This window comes from Streptomyces sp. SJL17-4 (assembly GCF_036826855.1).
Taxonomy (GTDB): Bacteria; Actinomycetota; Actinomycetes; order Streptomycetales; family Streptomycetaceae; genus Streptomyces.
This window is the reverse complement of sequence record NZ_CP104578.1, coordinates 2,567,778-2,582,979: the sequence shown is the minus strand read 5'-3', so window position 1 is coordinate 2,582,979 and position 15,202 is coordinate 2,567,778. Positions and strand designations below refer to the sequence as shown.

The 15,202-nt window shown below is 71.8% G+C and carries 13 protein-coding genes; 11 read left to right on the top strand and 2 right to left on the bottom strand.

The window, feature by feature from the left end; all coding sequences use genetic code 11:
• Positions 1 to 73: 73 nt before the first annotated feature.
• On the bottom strand, positions 74 to 727 hold the full coding sequence (locus N5875_RS11115) for a bifunctional DNA primase/polymerase (RefSeq protein WP_318207681.1): 654 nt from the start codon (positions 725 to 727) through the stop codon (positions 74 to 76).
• 427 nt (positions 728 to 1,154) lie between these two features.
• On the opposite strand from N5875_RS11115, the gene N5875_RS11110 reads away from it, so the two are divergent.
• The 6 genes from N5875_RS11110 (at position 1,155) to ftsH (ending at position 11,014) form a co-directional block, all read left to right on the top strand.
• Positions 1,155 to 2,630, top strand: coding sequence for a hypothetical protein (locus tag N5875_RS11110; RefSeq protein WP_318207954.1), 1,476 nt, complete (start codon positions 1,155 to 1,157; stop codon positions 2,628 to 2,630).
• A gap of 363 nt (positions 2,631 to 2,993) precedes the next feature.
• On the top strand, positions 2,994 to 4,340 hold the full coding sequence (locus tag N5875_RS11105; protein WP_318207680.1) for an ammonium transporter: 1,347 nt from the start codon (positions 2,994 to 2,996) through the stop codon (positions 4,338 to 4,340).
• Positions 4,337 to 4,675: a P-II family nitrogen regulator gene (locus N5875_RS11100; protein WP_015036464.1), complete on the top strand. Its 339-nt coding sequence runs from the start codon at positions 4,337 to 4,339 to the stop codon at positions 4,673 to 4,675. The genes N5875_RS11105 and N5875_RS11100 overlap by 4 nt, the downstream gene beginning before the upstream one ends.
• A gap of 41 nt (positions 4,676 to 4,716) precedes the next feature.
• Complete coding sequence (locus N5875_RS11095; RefSeq protein ID WP_338493404.1) at positions 4,717 to 7,200, top strand: [protein-PII] uridylyltransferase; 2,484 nt, start codon at positions 4,717 to 4,719, stop codon at positions 7,198 to 7,200.
• 172 nt (positions 7,201 to 7,372) lie between these two features.
• A complete protein-coding gene (gene ffh / locus N5875_RS11090) occupies positions 7,373 to 8,926 on the top strand; it encodes a signal recognition particle protein (RefSeq protein ID WP_318207678.1) in 1,554 nt (517 codons plus the stop codon).
• 162 nt (positions 8,927 to 9,088) lie between these two features.
• Positions 9,089 to 11,014, top strand: a complete 1,926-nt coding sequence (gene ftsH / locus N5875_RS11085) for an ATP-dependent zinc metalloprotease FtsH (protein WP_318207677.1) — start codon at positions 9,089 to 9,091, stop codon at positions 11,012 to 11,014.
• 83 nt (positions 11,015 to 11,097) lie between these two features.
• On the opposite strand, the gene N5875_RS11080 is transcribed toward ftsH, so the two are convergent.
• Positions 11,098 to 11,823, bottom strand: a complete 726-nt coding sequence (locus N5875_RS11080) for a methyltransferase domain-containing protein (RefSeq protein WP_338493402.1) — start codon at positions 11,821 to 11,823, stop codon at positions 11,098 to 11,100.
• Between the two features lie 360 nt (positions 11,824 to 12,183).
• Here N5875_RS11080 and N5875_RS11075 point away from each other — a divergent pair, with 360 nt between their 5' ends.
• The 5 genes from N5875_RS11075 to trmD all read left to right on the top strand — a co-directional run bounded on the left by N5875_RS11075 (position 12,184) and on the right by trmD (position 15,158).
• Positions 12,184 to 12,777 (top strand): hypothetical protein, encoded by a 594-nt coding sequence (locus N5875_RS11075; protein ID WP_024755886.1) that lies wholly within the window; start codon positions 12,184 to 12,186, stop codon positions 12,775 to 12,777.
• Positions 12,778 to 12,932: 155 nt separating this feature from the next.
• Positions 12,933 to 13,376: a 30S ribosomal protein S16 gene (rpsP, locus tag N5875_RS11070; RefSeq protein WP_266969669.1), complete on the top strand. Its 444-nt coding sequence runs from the start codon at positions 12,933 to 12,935 to the stop codon at positions 13,374 to 13,376.
• Positions 13,377 to 13,378: 2 nt separating this feature from the next.
• Complete coding sequence (locus N5875_RS11065; protein WP_003980229.1) at positions 13,379 to 13,618, top strand: RNA-binding protein; 240 nt, start codon at positions 13,379 to 13,381, stop codon at positions 13,616 to 13,618.
• Between the two features lie 116 nt (positions 13,619 to 13,734).
• Positions 13,735 to 14,340: a ribosome maturation factor RimM gene (rimM, locus tag N5875_RS11060; protein ID WP_338493400.1), complete on the top strand. Its 606-nt coding sequence runs from the start codon at positions 13,735 to 13,737 to the stop codon at positions 14,338 to 14,340.
• Positions 14,337 to 15,158 carry a tRNA (guanosine(37)-N1)-methyltransferase TrmD gene (trmD, locus tag N5875_RS11055; RefSeq protein ID WP_318207674.1) on the top strand — a complete coding sequence of 274 codons (822 nt, stop codon included), beginning with the start codon at positions 14,337 to 14,339 and terminating at the stop codon, positions 15,156 to 15,158. Before rimM ends, trmD begins: the two co-directional genes overlap by 4 nt.
• Positions 15,159 to 15,202: the final 44 nt, after the last annotated feature.

Sequence of the window (15,202 nt, the reverse complement as noted above, 5' to 3'; positions counted from 1 at the left end):
ACGCGACACCGCGACACACGGAAGGGCCCTCGCCACCGGATGGCGAGGGCCCTTCCGTGTACGTCCGGGGGTCTCAGAAGTGGGTGCGGTGGCAGATGTACGCGAGGGTGCCGAGCAGCAGCCGCGCCTGCGGCGGCGCGCCCGCCGTGTCCAGCGTCGGGGGCCGCAGCCAGCGCACCGGACCGAGCCCGCCCAGGTCCGACGGGGGAGCCGTGACATGGGTGCCGGGTCCCAGGCAGTGCAGATCCAGATCGGCGTCGTCCCAGCCCATCCGGTAGAGCAGCTGCGGAAGCTCCGCCGCCGCTCCGGGCGCCACGAAGAACCGCGCGCGGCCGGTCGGTGTCGCGCACACGGGGCCCAGCGGCAGCCCCATGCGCTCGAGCCGTACGAGCGCCCGGCGGCCCGCGGCCTCGGCGACCTCGATCACGTCGAACGCGCGGCCCACCGGGAGCAGCAACGCCGCGCCGGGGTACTCCGACCACGCCTTGGTCGCGTCGTCGAGGCCGGCGCCCGCCGGGACCGGTTCCGCGAAGGAGAGGGGGTGCGCGCCGGGGGCCGTACACGCCCGGTCCCCGCAGGAGCACTGGCCGGAGACGGCCCGCGCTCCGGGCACCACGTCCCAGCCCCACAGCCCTGTGTACTCGGCCACCGCAGTGCACTCCGTGGTGCGAACGCGGCGGCGTGCGCCGGACCGCATCTCACGAATGCCGCCGATCGTGAAACCCATGTCCCCTCCAACGGGTCGAGCGCGCCGGTGGTTACGACTCGGAGGATCGTCGTCACCCTTCGTCACGGTCCGTCGCCGAAGGTGGCGCGCGGTCGTGTGCGGGGTGGTGCGGGCCGGTGCGCGCGCCTTTCCGTGCATCCGTCCGCCGACTCCGGTTCGTCGCATGTCAAGTGAATCGCGTTCCACGGGCGGCGAGTTCATTCGAAGGGGTGGCGAATGGTGGCGTTTCTTGAATCGCCCTCGTGGAGGGGTGATCGTAGGATTACTTTCGGTACTCGAACCCCCCGGGGGCGCTTGCGCACGCGGGTATGCCGGAGGCAACCCGGTTTCCAGTTCGAAGGAGTACGAACTCCGGACGGGTGTCGCGAGACGCGGCATTCTGGTAGGGGTTCACATGACAGGCAATCAGGTGGATGGGGGCGTTCCAGTGGGCGGCAACGGCGCAGACGATACGACTGCCGGCAAGCGCCCGAACGAGCAGCTGGGTTCGTGGTTCGTGCGCAGCGGCTGGTCGAAGGGCGAACTCGCGCGCCAGGTGAACCGCCGTGCGCGCCAGATGGGCGCGCACCACATCTCCACCGACACCTCGCGCGTCCGCCGCTGGCTCGACGGCGAGCAGCCGCGCGAGCCCATTCCGCGGATCCTCTCCGAGCTGTTCTCCGAGCGCTTCGGCTCCGTCGTCGCCATCGAGGACCTCGGCCTGCGCACCGCCCACCAGTCGCCCTCCGTCTCCGGCGTCGACCTGCCCTGGGCCGGACCGCAGACGGTCGCCCTGCTCGGCGAGTTCTCCCGCAGCGACCTCATGCTCGCCCGCCGCGGCTTCCTCGGCTCCTCCCTGTCGCTCGCCGCGGGACCCGCCCTCATCGAACCGATGCAGCGCTGGCTCGTCCCCACCCCCGCGGGCGACCTCGAGCGCCCCGACCCGCTCGCCGACGCCCGCCGCCCCAACCGGCTCTCCGAGATCGAACTCGACCTCCTCGAATCCACCACCGCCATGTTCCGCAAATGGGACGCCCAGTGCGGCGGCGGACTGCGCCGCAAGGCCGTCGTCGGCCAGCTCCACGAGGTCACCGACCTCCTCCAGGAGCCCCAGCCGACCGCCACCGCCAAGCGCCTCTTCACCTGCGCCGCCGAACTCGCCGAACTCGCCGGGTGGATGAGCTATGACGTGGGCCTCCAGCCCACCGCCCAGAAGTACTTCGTGCTCGCCCTGCACGCCGCCAAGGAAGCCGGCGACAAGCCCCTCGGCTCGTACATCCTGTCCTCGATGAGCCGCCAGATGATCCACCTCGGCCGGCCCGACGACGCCCTCGAACTCATCCATCTCGCCCAGTACGGCAGTCGGGACTGCGCCACCCCGCGCACCCAGGCCATGCTGTATGCGATGGAGGCCCGCGCCTACGCCAACATGGGGCAGCCCTCCAAGTGCAAGCGGGCCGTCCGGATGGCCGAGGACACCTTCGCCGACGTCGGTCTCGACGGCGAGCCCGAGCCCGACTGGATCGGCTTCTTCTCCGAGGCCGAACTCAACGGCGAGAACTCCCACTCCTACCGCGACCTCGCCTACGTCGCCGGACGCTCCCCGACGTACGCCTCGCTCGCCGAACCCGTCATGGAGCGGGCCGTCGAGCTCTTCGAGAAGGACCCCGACCACCAGCGGTCGTACGCGCTGAACCTCATCGGCATGGCCACCGTCCACCTCCTCAAGCGCGAGCCCGAGCAGTCCGTCGTCCTCGCGGAGAAGGCCCTCGGAGTCGCCCGCAGCATCCGCTCCGAGCGGGTCAACACCCGGCTCCGCAAGACCGTCGACCACGCCGCCCGCAACTACAGCGACGTCGCCGAGGTCGTCCACCTCACCGACCGGCTCACCCAGCTGCTCCCCGAGGCCGCCGAAGCGGTCTGACCCACCCGGCGCCCCGCCGCCGCCCGTACTCCGGCCGCGCCGGACGTCCCGTACTGCCCGACTCGGCTCCCCCGCCGCAAGGTCACACGGACGTCAGGCGCGGCCGGTTCTGTACGTGCCACGGCCCCCGGGCCCAGCCCGATTCTCCTGTGCGGAGGGTACGGGCGTCACCTCGCCGTGACACGGCCGTTCACGGCCGCGTAACACGCCCCACCCCTTCGTCACCGCTCCGAAACATCGAGCGGCATCGGCGGAAACCGCCCTGCGCGAATCTCTGGCCCATAACCGGCCACCCCTCACGGCCGCAGCCGCCCTTTCGGCCCCGCCCCCGCACAGGCCGCATTCGACGACGAGGAGACGCCGATGGCACCAGCCATCACGACCCTGGCAGCAGACGCCCCCGAGCTGTCCGCCGCCAACACCGGGTTCATGCTCATCTGCTCCGCCCTGGTCATGCTGATGACCCCGGCACTCGCCTTCTTCTACGGAGGCATGGTCCGCGTCAAGTCCACCCTCAACATGCTGATGATGAGCTTCATCAGCCTCGGGATCGTCACGATCCTCTGGGTGCTCTTCGGCTTCAGCCTCGCCTTCGGCACCGACATCGGCTCGATCGTCGGCTGGTCCTCCGAGTACGTCGGTCTCAGCGGCATCGGCGTCACCGAGCTGTGGGACGGCTACACCATCCCGGTGTACGTCTTCGCGGTCTTCCAGCTGATGTTCGCCATCCTCACCCCGGCCCTGATCAGCGGCGCCCTCGCCGACCGCGTCAAGTTCACCGCCTGGGCCCTCTTCATCACCCTCTGGGTCACCGTCGTCTACTTCCCCGTGGCCCACTGGGTCTGGGGCGCCGGCGGCTGGCTCTTCGAGATGGGCGTCATCGACTTCGCCGGCGGCACGGCGGTCCACATCAACGCCGGCGCCGCGGCCCTCGGCGTCATCCTCGTCATCGGCAAGCGCGTCGGCTTCAAGAAGGACCCGATGCGCCCGCACAGCCTCCCGCTGGTCATGCTCGGCGCCGGTCTCCTCTGGTTCGGCTGGTTCGGCTTCAACGCCGGCTCGTGGCTCGGCAACGACGACGGCGTCGGCGCCGTGATGTTCGTCAACACCCAGGTCGCCACCGCCGCCGCCATGCTCGCCTGGCTCGCGTACGAGAAGATCCGCCACGGCTCCTTCACCACCCTGGGCGCCGCGTCCGGCGCCGTCGCCGGCCTGGTCGCCATCACCCCGTCCGGCGGCGCCGTCAGCCCGCTCGGCGCGATCGCCATCGGCGTCATCGCCGGTCTCCTCTGCGCCATGGCCGTCGGCCTCAAGTACAAGTTCGGCTACGACGACTCCCTCGACGTCATCGGCGTCCACCTCGTCGGCGGTGTCCTCGGCTCCCTCCTCGTCGGCCTCTTCGCCACCGGCGGGGTCCAGTCCGACGCCAAGGGCCTCTTCTACGGCGGCGGCCTGGAGCAGCTCGGCAAGCAGGCCGTCGGCGTCTTCGCCGTCCTCGCCTACTCTCTGATCGCCTCCGCGATCCTCGCGCTCATCATCGACAAGACGATGGGCATGAGGGTCAGCGAGGACGACGAGGTCTCCGGCATCGACCAGGTCGAGCACGCCGAGACCGCGTACGACTTCAGCGGAGCCGGCGGCGGCGCGTCCTCGCGCTCCACCGCCGCCCCCGCCCCGGCCGTCACGGAGAACACGAAGGTGGACGCATGAAGCTCATCACCGCGGTCGTCAAGCCGCACCGGCTCGACGAGATCAAGGAAGCCCTCCAGGCCTTCGGCGTCCACGGCCTCACCGTCACCGAGGCCAGCGGCTACGGCCGCCAGCGCGGCCACACCGAGGTCTACCGGGGCGCCGAGTACACGGTCGACCTGGTTCCCAAGATCCGCATCGAGGTCCTCGTCGAGGACGAGGACGCCGAACAGCTCATCGACGTCGTCGTGAAGGCCGCCCGAACCGGCAAGATCGGAGACGGCAAGGTGTGGAGCGTGCCGGTCGAGACCGCCGTACGCGTCCGCACCGGCGAACGCGGTCCGGACGCCCTGTAGCAGCGGTTCGGACGCACCGTAAGCAACGAAGGAGCCGCCGGGTGACGAGCCTCGAAGTCAGCGAAGAGACCGAAGATTCGGGACCCGGCGGTTACGCGGCGGCCCGGCTGCTCCTCCTCCACGAGAAGGAGCGGTCCGGGCCGCCGCGCCGTGCCGCCCTCGCCCGGCTCACCGACGACTGGCTGGCCGCGCTCTTCGCCGCCGCCGCCCCGCCCCGCGGGGTCGCCCTCGTCGCCGTCGGCGGCTACGGCCGCGCAGAACTCTCCCCGCGCAGCGACCTCGACCTCCTCCTGCTCCACGACGGCAGCGCCGACAAGGCCGCGATCGCCGCCCTCGCCGACCGCCTCTGGTACCCCGTCTGGGACCTCGGGCTCGCCCTCGACCACTCCGTCCGCACCGCCGCCGAGGCCCGCGCCACCGCCGCCGACGACCTCAAGGTCCACCTCGGCCTCCTCGACGCCCGGCCCGTCGCCGGAGACCACGGACTCGTCGCCGCCCTGCGCACCACCGTCCTCGCCGACTGGCGCAACCAGGCCCCCAAACGCCTCCCCGAACTCGACGCGCTCTGCCGTGAACGCGCCGAACGCATGGGCGAGCTGCAGTTCCTCCTCGAACCCGACCTCAAGGAGGCCAGAGGCGGCCTCCGCGACGCCCAGGCCCTCCGCGCCGTCGCCGCCTCCTGGCTCGCCGACGCCCCCCGCGAAGGCCTCGACAGCGCCCGCCGTCGCCTCCTCGACGCCCGCGACGCCCTCCACCTCACCACCGGCCGCGCCACCGACCGGCTCGCCCTCCAGGAACAGGACGCCGTCGCCGCCGAACTCGGCCTCCTCGACGCCGACACCCTGCTCCGCGAGGTGTACGAGGCCGCCCGCACCATCTCGTACGCCACCGACGTCACCTGGCGCGAGGTCAACCGCGTCCTCAAGGCCCGCTCCGCCCGGCCCCGCCTCCGCGCCCTCCTCGGCGGCCGGGGCGGCGCCGGCCGGGCAGGCGCGGGTCGGGCCGCCACCGGGAAACCGCCCGTCGAACGCACCCCGCTCGCCGAAGGCGTCGTCGAGATGGACGGCGAGGTCGTCCTCGCCCGCACCGCCCGGCCCGAACGCGACCCCGTCCTGCCGCTGCGGGCCGCCGCGGCGGCCGCCCAGTCCGCCCTGCCGATCTCCCTGCACGCCGTACGCCGCCTCGCCGCCACCGCCACCCCGCTGCCCGTCCCCTGGCCCGCCGAGGCCCGCGAGGAACTCGTCACCCTGCTCGGCGCCGGCGAGGCCACCGTCCCCGTCTGGGAAGCCCTCGAAGCCGAGGGGATCATCACCCGGCTCCTCCCCGACTGGGAGCGCGTCCGCTGCCGCCCCCAGCGCAACCCCGTCCACACCTGGACCGTCGACCGCCACCTCGTCGAGACCGCCGTCCGCGCCTCCTCGCTCACCCGCCGCGTCGGCCGCCCCGACCTCCTCCTCGTCGCCGCCCTCCTCCACGACATCGGCAAGGGCTGGCCCGGCGACCACTCCGTCGCCGGCGAGACCATCGCCCGCGACCTCGCCACCCGTATCGGCTTCGACCGCACCGACGTCGCCACCATCGCCACCGCCGTCCGCCACCACCTGCTCCTCGTCGAGACCGCCACCCGCCGCGACCTCGACGACCCCGCCACCGTCCACGCCGTCGCCACCGCCGTCGGCACCGTCGGCACCCTGGAGCTCCTGCACGCCCTCACCGAGGCCGACGCCCTCGCCACCGGACCCGCCGCCTGGTCCGCCTGGCGCGCCTCACTCGTCGCCGACCTGGTCAAACGGGTCGCCGGCGTCCTGGCGGGGGAGACCCCGCCCGACCCCGAGGCCGCCGCCCCCAGCGCCGAACAGGAACGCCTCGCCATCGAGGCCCTGCGCACCGGCGAACCCGTCCTCGCCCTCCACACCGCGCCGGTCGTCCCGGAACCCGAGGAACCCGAACCGGTCGGCGTCGAACTCGTCATCGCCCTGCCCGACCAGCCCGGCGTCCTGCCCGCCGTCGCCGGCGTCCTCGCCCTGCACCGGCTCACCGTCCGCGCCGCCGACCTCCGCGCCGTCGACCTCCCGATCGACCTCGGCGCCGGCTCGGGCCCCGTCCTCGTCCTCGACTGGCGGGTCGCCGCCGAATACGGCTCCCTGCCCGAGGCCGCCCGGCTCCGGGCCGATCTCGTGCGCGCCCTCGACGGCTCCCTCGACATCCCCGCCCGCCTGGCCGAGCGCGAGGCCGCCTACCCCCGCCGCCGCGGCCTCACCGCCCCGCCGCCCCGCGTCACCGTCGCCGCCGCGGACTCCCGCCTCGCCACCGTCATCGAGGTCCGCGCCCAGGACGCGCCCGGCCTCCTCCACCGCATCGGCCGGGCCTTGGAGGGCGCGGCGGTACGGGTGCGGAGCGCGCATGTGTCGACACTCGGCGCCAACGCCGTCGACACCCTGTACGTGACCCGCCCCGACGGCTCCCTGCTGCCCGACGAGGAGGCGATCGACCTGGCGCGGACGCTGGAGTCGGCGCTCCGCTGATCCGGGGGCCGCGCCGTTGATCCGGGGGCCGTGCCGTGCCGGACGGCCGGACGCCCCCTCCCCACCCATCCCCCGTGCGCCGGAATCCGGCGGGCGGGGGCACACACTTCGAGCGGCCCGATACCCTGGAGGGCAGTCCGACCGCCCCCGACACCGAGGATCCGCGACCGCCGTGTTCGATACCCTCTCCGACCGCCTTGCAGCGACCTTCAAGAACCTCCGCGGCAAGGGCCGTCTGTCCGAGGCGGACATCGACGCCACCGCGCGCGAAATCCGTATCGCGCTGCTCGAAGCGGATGTCGCCCTGCCGGTCGTCCGGTCCTTCATCAAGCAGGTCAAGGAACGCGCCCTCGGCATCGAGGTCTCGCAGGCCCTGAACCCGGCCCAGCAGGTCATCAAGATCGTCAACGAGGAGCTCATCGGCATCCTCGGCGGCGAGACCCGGCGCCTGCGGTTCGCCAAGACCGCGCCCACCGTGATCATGCTCGCCGGTCTCCAGGGTGCCGGTAAGACCACCCTCGCCGGAAAGCTCGGCCTCTGGCTCAAGGGCCAGGGCCACTCCCCGCTGCTCGTCGCCTGCGACCTCCAGCGCCCCAACGCCGTCACCCAGCTCGGCGTCGTCGCCGAGCGCGCGGGCGTGGCCTTCTACGGCCCCCAGCCGGGCAACGGCGTCGGTGACCCGGTCCAGGTCGCGAAGGACTCGATCGAGTTCGCGCGGACCAAGATGTACGACGTCGTCATCGTCGACACCGCCGGCCGCCTCGGCATCGACCAGGAGCTGATGCAGCAGGCCGCGGACATCCGCGACGCCGTCAGCCCCGACGAGGTCCTCTTCGTCGTCGACGCCATGATCGGTCAGGACGCGGTCAACACCGCCGAGGCCTTCCGCGACGGCGTCGGCTTCGACGGCGTCGTGCTCTCCAAGCTCGACGGCGACGCCCGCGGTGGTGCCGCGCTCTCCATCGCGCACGTCACCGGCAAGCAGATCATGTTCGCCTCCAACGGCGAGAAGCTGGACGAGTTCGACGCGTTCCACCCGGACCGCATGGCGTCCCGCATCCTCGGCATGGGCGACATGCTCTCCCTCATCGAGAAGGCGCAGCAGACCTTCGACGAGGAAGAGGCCGCCAAGATGGCCTCGAAGCTCGCGTCGAAGAAGGGCCAGGAGTTCACGCTCGACGACTTCCTGGCGCAGATGGAGCAGGTCCGCAAGATGGGCTCCATCTCGAAGCTGCTCGGCATGCTCCCGGGCATGGGCCAGATGAAGGAGCAGATCGCCAACATCGACGAGAAGGATGTCGACCGCACGGCCGCCATCATCAAGTCGATGACCCCGGGTGAGCGGCACGACCCGACCATCATCAACGGCTCGCGCCGCGCCCGTATCGCCAAGGGTTCCGGCGTCGAGGTCAGCGCGGTCAAGGGCCTCGTCGAGCGGTTCTTCGAGGCCCGCAAGATGATGTCCCGCATGGCCCAGGGCGGCGGCCTCCCCGGCATGCCGGGCATGCCCGGCATGGGCGGTGGCCCCGGCCGGCAGAAGAAGCAGGTCAAGCAGGCCAAGGGCAAGCGCAAGAGCGGCAACCCGATGAAGCGGAAGGCCGAGGAGCAGGCCGCCGCCGAGCGCCGCGACCAGGCGCAGCAGGGCGGGGCCTTCGGCCTGCCGGCGCCGGGGCAGACCCCGAAGGACTTCGAGCTGCCGGACGAGTTCAAGAAGTTCATGGGCTGATGAGCCGATGAGCCGACCGGGCCGCGCGCCCGAGGACGGCATGAGGGGCCCGGGGCGGTACGAAACCGCCCCGGGCCCCTTTTCATCCCTCCGGACCGCCCGCGATGCCGCGTTCGTCCCGCTCTTCGATACTGGGGCCACAGCCGCCCCGAGGAGAGCCACGTGGCCAACCCCGTACCCCCGCGCGACCGGACAGACCAGCCCTGGCGCTCGGAAGGGGCCCCGCCGCCACCGCCGGCGAAGAAGAAGATGCCCGGCGGCTGGGGCGGCCTCATCCTCACGGCCCTGATCGTCTACCTGATCGCCAACCTCGTGCTGTCGTTCTTCAACCGGGGCGACGAGCCGACGATCTCGTACACCGAGTTCAGCAAGCAGGTGAGCTCCGGCAACGTCACCAAGATCTACTCCAAGGGCGACGCCATCCAGGGGGAGCTGAAGAACAAGCAGCCCCTGCCCAACGGCGACAAGGGCGACTACAGCAAGTTCGTCACCCAGCGGCCCGCGTTCGCCGACGACGACCTGTGGGCGCAGCTGACCCGGCAGAACGTCACCGTCACCGCGGAGCCGGTCGTCCAGGAGCGCAGCTTCCTCGCCAACCTCCTCATCTCGCTCGCGCCGATGCTGCTGCTCGTCGTGCTGTGGATCTTCATCGCCCGCCGGATGAGCTCCGGGATGGGTGGCGCCGGCGGCATGCTGGGCCGCAAGGCCCCGCCCAAACCCGTCGAGCTGGAGGCCGGGGCCAAGCGCACCACCTTCGCCGACGTCGCCGGCATCGACGAGGTCGAGGGAGAACTCAACGACGTCGTCGACTTCCTCAAGAACCCGCAGGCCTACCGCGCGATGGGCGCCAAGATGCCGCGCGGCGTACTCCTCGCCGGCCCGCCCGGCACCGGAAAGACCCTCCTCGCCCGCGCGGTCGCGGGGGAGGCCGGGGTGCCGTTCTTCTCCGCGTCCGCGTCCGAGTTCATCGAGATGATCGTCGGCGTCGGCGCCTCCCGGGTCCGCGAACTGTTCGCCGAGGCCCGCAAGGTCGCCCCCGCGATCATCTTCATCGACGAGATCGACACCATCGGCCGGGCCCGCGGCGGCGGCTCCGGCATGGGCGGCCACGACGAGCGCGAGCAGACCCTCAACCAGATCCTCACCGAGATGGACGGCTTCACCGGCTCCGAGGGCGTCATCGTCCTCGCCGCCACCAACCGCGCCGACGTCCTCGACCCCGCGCTCACCCGGCCCGGCCGCTTCGACCGGATCGTGCACGTCAACCCGCCCGACCGGGGCGGCCGCGAGGCCATCCTCAGGATCCACACCCGGGAGATCCCGCTCGCCAAGGACGTCGACCTGGAACACGTGGCCCGCACCACCCCCGGCATGACCGGCGCCGAACTCGCCAACCTCGCCAACGAGGCCGCCCTCCTCGCCGTCAAGCGCGCCCAGAAGGCCGTCACCCGGTCCGACCTCTCCGATGCCCTGGAGAAGGTCCAGCTCGGCGCCGAACGCCCGCTCGTGATGCCCCCGGAGGAGCGTCGCCGGACCGCGTACCACGAGAGCGGTCACGCCCTCCTCGGCATGCTCCAGCCCGGTGCCGACCCCGTCCGCAAGATCACCATCGTGCCCCGCGGCCGCGCCCTGGGCGTCACCCTCTCCACCCCCGACTCCGACAAGTACGCCTACACCGAGGACTACCTGCGCGGCCGGATCATCGGCGCCCTCGGCGGCATGGCCGCCGAACAGGTCGTCTTCGGCGTCATCACCACCGGCGCCGAGAGCGACCTGGAACAGGTCACCAACATCGCCCGCGGCATGGCGGGACGCTGGGGCATGAGCGAGCGCGTCGGCCGCCTCACCGCCATTCCCGGCGACTCCCAGCAGGCGTACGGACTCTCGGCGGCGCCCTCGACCCTCGACACCGTCGACGCGGAGATGCGCCGCATCGTCGACGAGTGCTACGAGAGCGCCGTACGGCAGCTCCGCGAGCACCGCGACCAGCTGGACGCGCTGGCCGCCGCGCTCCTGGAGAACGAGACCCTGGAAGAGGCCGACGCCTACCGCGCGGCGGGCATCACGCGCGCGGCGCGGGAGGACTGAGCCGGCGTACGGGCCACCGGCCAACGGCTTCCGGGGGCCACGGGCGTTCGTACGGGCCACCGGGGCCCCGGCGGCCGGGGCGTCTACGGCACCTGGGCGACGACGTACCGGAAGACGTTCGGCATCCACACCGTGCCGTCCGCGCGCACGTGCGGGGCGATCGCCTCCTCGATCTCCTTCTCCACCTGGGAGAGCTCCGTCGCCCGCACGGCCTCGTCGAAGGCGCCCGTCGACAGCAGCCCGCGCACCGCGCTGCCCTCGTTCGCGTACCCGAACGGACAGGACACCCGCCCCGAACCGGCCGACCGTAGCCCCGCCCCGGACACCAGCCCCTCCAGGTCCGTGCGGAGGCCCGGCCGGCGGTCCGTGAGCCGGGCCGCGACCTGCAGCACCGCCTCCGTGGAACACCGCTCCGGCGGTCCCCAGCCGGCGAGCACGACCGTGGCGCCCGGCTGGGCCGTACGGGTGAGCGCCGCCAGCTCCGGGAGGAGCGCGTCCGTCGTGTGGAAGGCCGTGATCACGTCGTACGTGTCCCCCTCGGGGGGATCCTCCGTGACCGTCACGTCCTGGGGGAGCCGCTCCCTTGCCAGCTCCACGCGCGCGTGGTCCCGGTCCACGCCGGCCACCCGGGCGCCCCGCGCCGCCGCCATGAGAAGCGCCAGGCCGGAGCCGCAGCGCAGGCCCAGGACCCGGGTCCCGGCGCCCACGCCGACGCGGTCGTACACCGCCTCGTAGAGCGGGACGAGCATCCGCTCCTGGATCTCGGCCCAGTCACGCGCGGGGTGGTGCGGGACGAGCGTAGGTGTCATGGAAAAGTGCCCCAATCCGTGCTCGGACGACAACCCCCCGTAGCCAGGGAACTGCGCATCCCGTGCCGCGTCCAGTGCTCGCACCGCACCGATTCGTCCGGGCGGGAAGCGACCCGGTAATGTTTTTGCCACGCTTCCCGGTCCGCCCGGGAACCGTGCCCCAAGGGGCGCGCGCACCATGGCTGCACGCCGGGGCGTATGCGCCGCTACGCACCAGCTTGACGCCCCCTGCGTGACTTCTCCGCAGATCGGCGCACTGGCCCTCGTCACGACACATCAACGGCAACTGACGGGTACGTGCAAAATATTTGGGATGCCCCGGAATGGAACCCGGGGGCACTTCGGCTCGTTGTACGCGACGTGAGCACGACACCACCTGTTCTCGCCGCAGAGCTGGCACAGGCGTGGGCCGACATTCAGCGGCACCACCCCGAGCTGCCCGATCTTGCCGCGCCCGAGTCCCTGATCGGAGAGTCCTCGTCCGCCTGCGGCGCCGAGCTCTCCTTCGAACGACTGCTCCACGAGGCAGTCCACGGCATCGCCGCCGCCCGGGGTGTCCGCGACACCTCCCGCGCCGGCCGCTACCACAACCGCAGATTCCTCGCGATCGCCGAGGAGATGGGCCTCGACCACCCCGAGGAGCCACACGCCAGCAGCGGCTTCTCCCTGGTCACGCTCAACCCCGAGGCGAGGCGGCGCTACCGCCCCACCATCGAGCGGCTCCAGCGCGCCCTCAAGGCCCACACGGTCGCCACCGCGGCCGACACCAAGCGCTCCTTCCGCGGACCGGCCGCCCGGCACGGCTCCTCGGGCGGCGGCGTCCGCGTCAAGGCCGTCTGCGACTGCGGACGCAACGTACGCGTGGTGCCTTCGGTGCTCGCCCAGGCCCCGATCGTCTGCGGCGGCTGTGGCAAGCCCTTCCGTATCCCGGAGACCGTGGGCGCCGCGAGCTGACCTCGCGGTGTGTGGCACAATGGCTAGCTGTACTCGACAGTCGCACAGGACCCCTCTCTCCTCCGGCTGACGCGTCCATCGGGCATCCGAGTACCGCAACCCCACGTGGCATCTCAAAGTGCCCAACCACGTCAAGACCAGGAGACACCACTCCAGTGGCAGTCAAGATCAAGCTCAAGCGCCTCGGCAAGATTCGCCAGCCGCACTACCGCATCGTCGTCGCCGACTCCCGCACCCGTCGTGACGGTCGCGCGATCGAGGAGATCGGCCTCTACCACCCGACGTACAACCCGTCGCGTATCGAGGTCGACTCCGAGCGTGCGCAGTACTGGCTGTCCGTCGGCGCCCAGCCGACCGAGCCGGTTCTCGCCATCCTGAAGCTCACGGGCGACTGGCAGAAGCACAAGGGCCTCCCGGCCCCCGAGAAGGCTCTGCTCGTCCCGGCGACGAAGGAGGCCAAGCGCGCCTCGTTCGACGAGTTCGCGAAGGCCCTCGAGGGCGACGAGGCCAAGGGTGAGGCCATCACCCCGAAGGCCAAGAAGGCCGACAAGAAGGCGGACGAGGCCGAGGCCGCGTCCACCGAGTCGACCGAGGCCTGATCATGCTCGAGGAGGCTCTCGAGCACCTCGTGAAGGGCATCGTCGACAACCCCGACGACGTGCAGGTGGCCTCGCGCACCCTGCGTCGCGGCCGCGTGCTGGAAGTCCGGGTCCACCCGGACGACCTCGGCAAGGTGATCGGCCGCAACGGCCGCACCGCACGCGCGCTGCGTACCGTCGTGGGCGCCATCGGCGGCCGTGGCATCCGGGTCGACCTCGTCGACGTGGACCAGGTCCGCTGAGCAGGCCGGCAGCATCACCTTAGTTGTGCCGGCACGGGCCGGGGAGGGCTTACGAGCCCACCCCGGCCCGTTGTCGTTCGCGTCGTACGAGCTGTGTGACAGGAGAGTGTGGAGCAGTGCAGTTGGTAGTCGCGCGGATCGGCCGCGCCCACGGGATCAAGGGCGAGGTCACCGTCGAGGTACGCACGGACGAGCCCGAACTCAGGCTCGGTCCCGGTGCCGTACTGCGCACCGACCCGGCCTCCGCCGGGCCGCTGACCATCGAGACCGGCCGGGTGCACAGCGGCCGGCTGTTGCTGCGCTTCGAGGGCGTCCGCGACCGCAACGCCGCCGAGGCACTGCGCAACATCCTCCTCATCGCCGAGGTCGACCCCACGGAGATGCCCGAGGAGGAGGACGAGTACTACGACCACCAGCTCATGGACCTGGACGTGGTGCTCGCCGACGGCACCGAGATCGGCCGCATCACCGAGATCTCCCACCTGCCGTCCCAGGACCTCTTCATCGTCGAGCGCCCCGACGGCACCGAGCTGATGATCCCGTTCGTCGAGTCGATCGTCACCGAGATCGACCTGGAGGAGCAGCGGGCCGTCATCGACCCGCCGCCCGGACTGATCGACGACCGCGCCGAGATCGTCTCCTCCCGCGACGAGTCCGACGAGAAGTCCGACGAGAAGTCCGACGAGAAGTCCGACGACGCGTCCGGTGAGGACCAGGCATGAGGCTCGACGTCGTCACGATCTTCCCCGAGTACCTCGAACCGCTGAACGTCTCCCTCGTCGGCAAGGCCCGCGCGCGTGGACAGCTCGACGTCCACGTCCACGACCTGCGGGACTGGACGTACGACCGGCACAACACCGTCGACGACACCCCGTACGGCGGCGGCCCCGGCATGGTCATGAAGACCGACCCCTGGGGCGACGCGCTCGACCAGACGCTCGCCGACGGCTACGAGAGCGGCGCCCACGGCCCCGTCCTCGTCGTCCCGACGCCCAGCGGCCGTCCCTTCACCCAGGAGCTCGCCGTCGAGCTCTCCGAGCGGCCCTGGCTGATCTTCACCCCGGCCCGCTACGAGGGCATCGACCGCCGCGTCATGGACGAGTACGCGACCCGGATGCCCGTCTACGAGGTCTCCATCGGCGACTACGTCCTGGCCGGCGGGGAGGCCGCCGTCCTCGTCGTCACCGAGGCCGTCGCCCGCCTCCTGCCCGGTGTCCTCGGCAACGCCGAGTCCCACCGGGACGACTCCTTCGCCCCCGGCGCCATGGCCAACCTCCTCGAAGGCCCCGTCTACACCAAGCCCCCCGAGTGGCGCGGCCGGGGCATCCCCGACGTCCTCCTCAGCGGGCACCACGGCAAGATCGCCCGTTGGCGACGCGACGAGGCCTTCCGCCGTACCGCCGCCCACCGGCCCGATCTCATCGAGCGCTGCGACCCCGCCGCCTTCGACAAGAAGGACCGCGAGATCCTCTCGATGATGGGCTGGGCGCCCGAGCCCGGCGGCCGATTTTGGCGCAAGCTCGACGACGTGGAAGAATAGGCCGCTGTCGTCCGTCCGGCGCGCGCCCCTGCCACAGGGGGAAC

Coding starts and splice junctions, on each gene's coding strand:
- N5875_RS11115 (WP_318207681.1), bottom strand. CDS start 727: ATGGGTTTCACGATCGGCGGCATTCGTGAGATGCGGTCCGGCGCACGC.
- N5875_RS11105 (WP_318207680.1), top strand. CDS start 2,994: ATGGCACCAGCCATCACGACCCTGGCAGCAGACGCCCCCGAGCTGTCC.
- N5875_RS11100 (WP_015036464.1), top strand. CDS start 4,337: ATGAAGCTCATCACCGCGGTCGTCAAGCCGCACCGGCTCGACGAGATC.
- N5875_RS11080 (WP_338493402.1), bottom strand. CDS start 11,823: ATGACACCTACGCTCGTCCCGCACCACCCCGCGCGTGACTGGGCCGAG.
- N5875_RS11065 (WP_003980229.1), top strand. CDS start 13,379: ATGCTCGAGGAGGCTCTCGAGCACCTCGTGAAGGGCATCGTCGACAAC.
- trmD (WP_318207674.1), top strand. CDS start 14,337: ATGAGGCTCGACGTCGTCACGATCTTCCCCGAGTACCTCGAACCGCTG.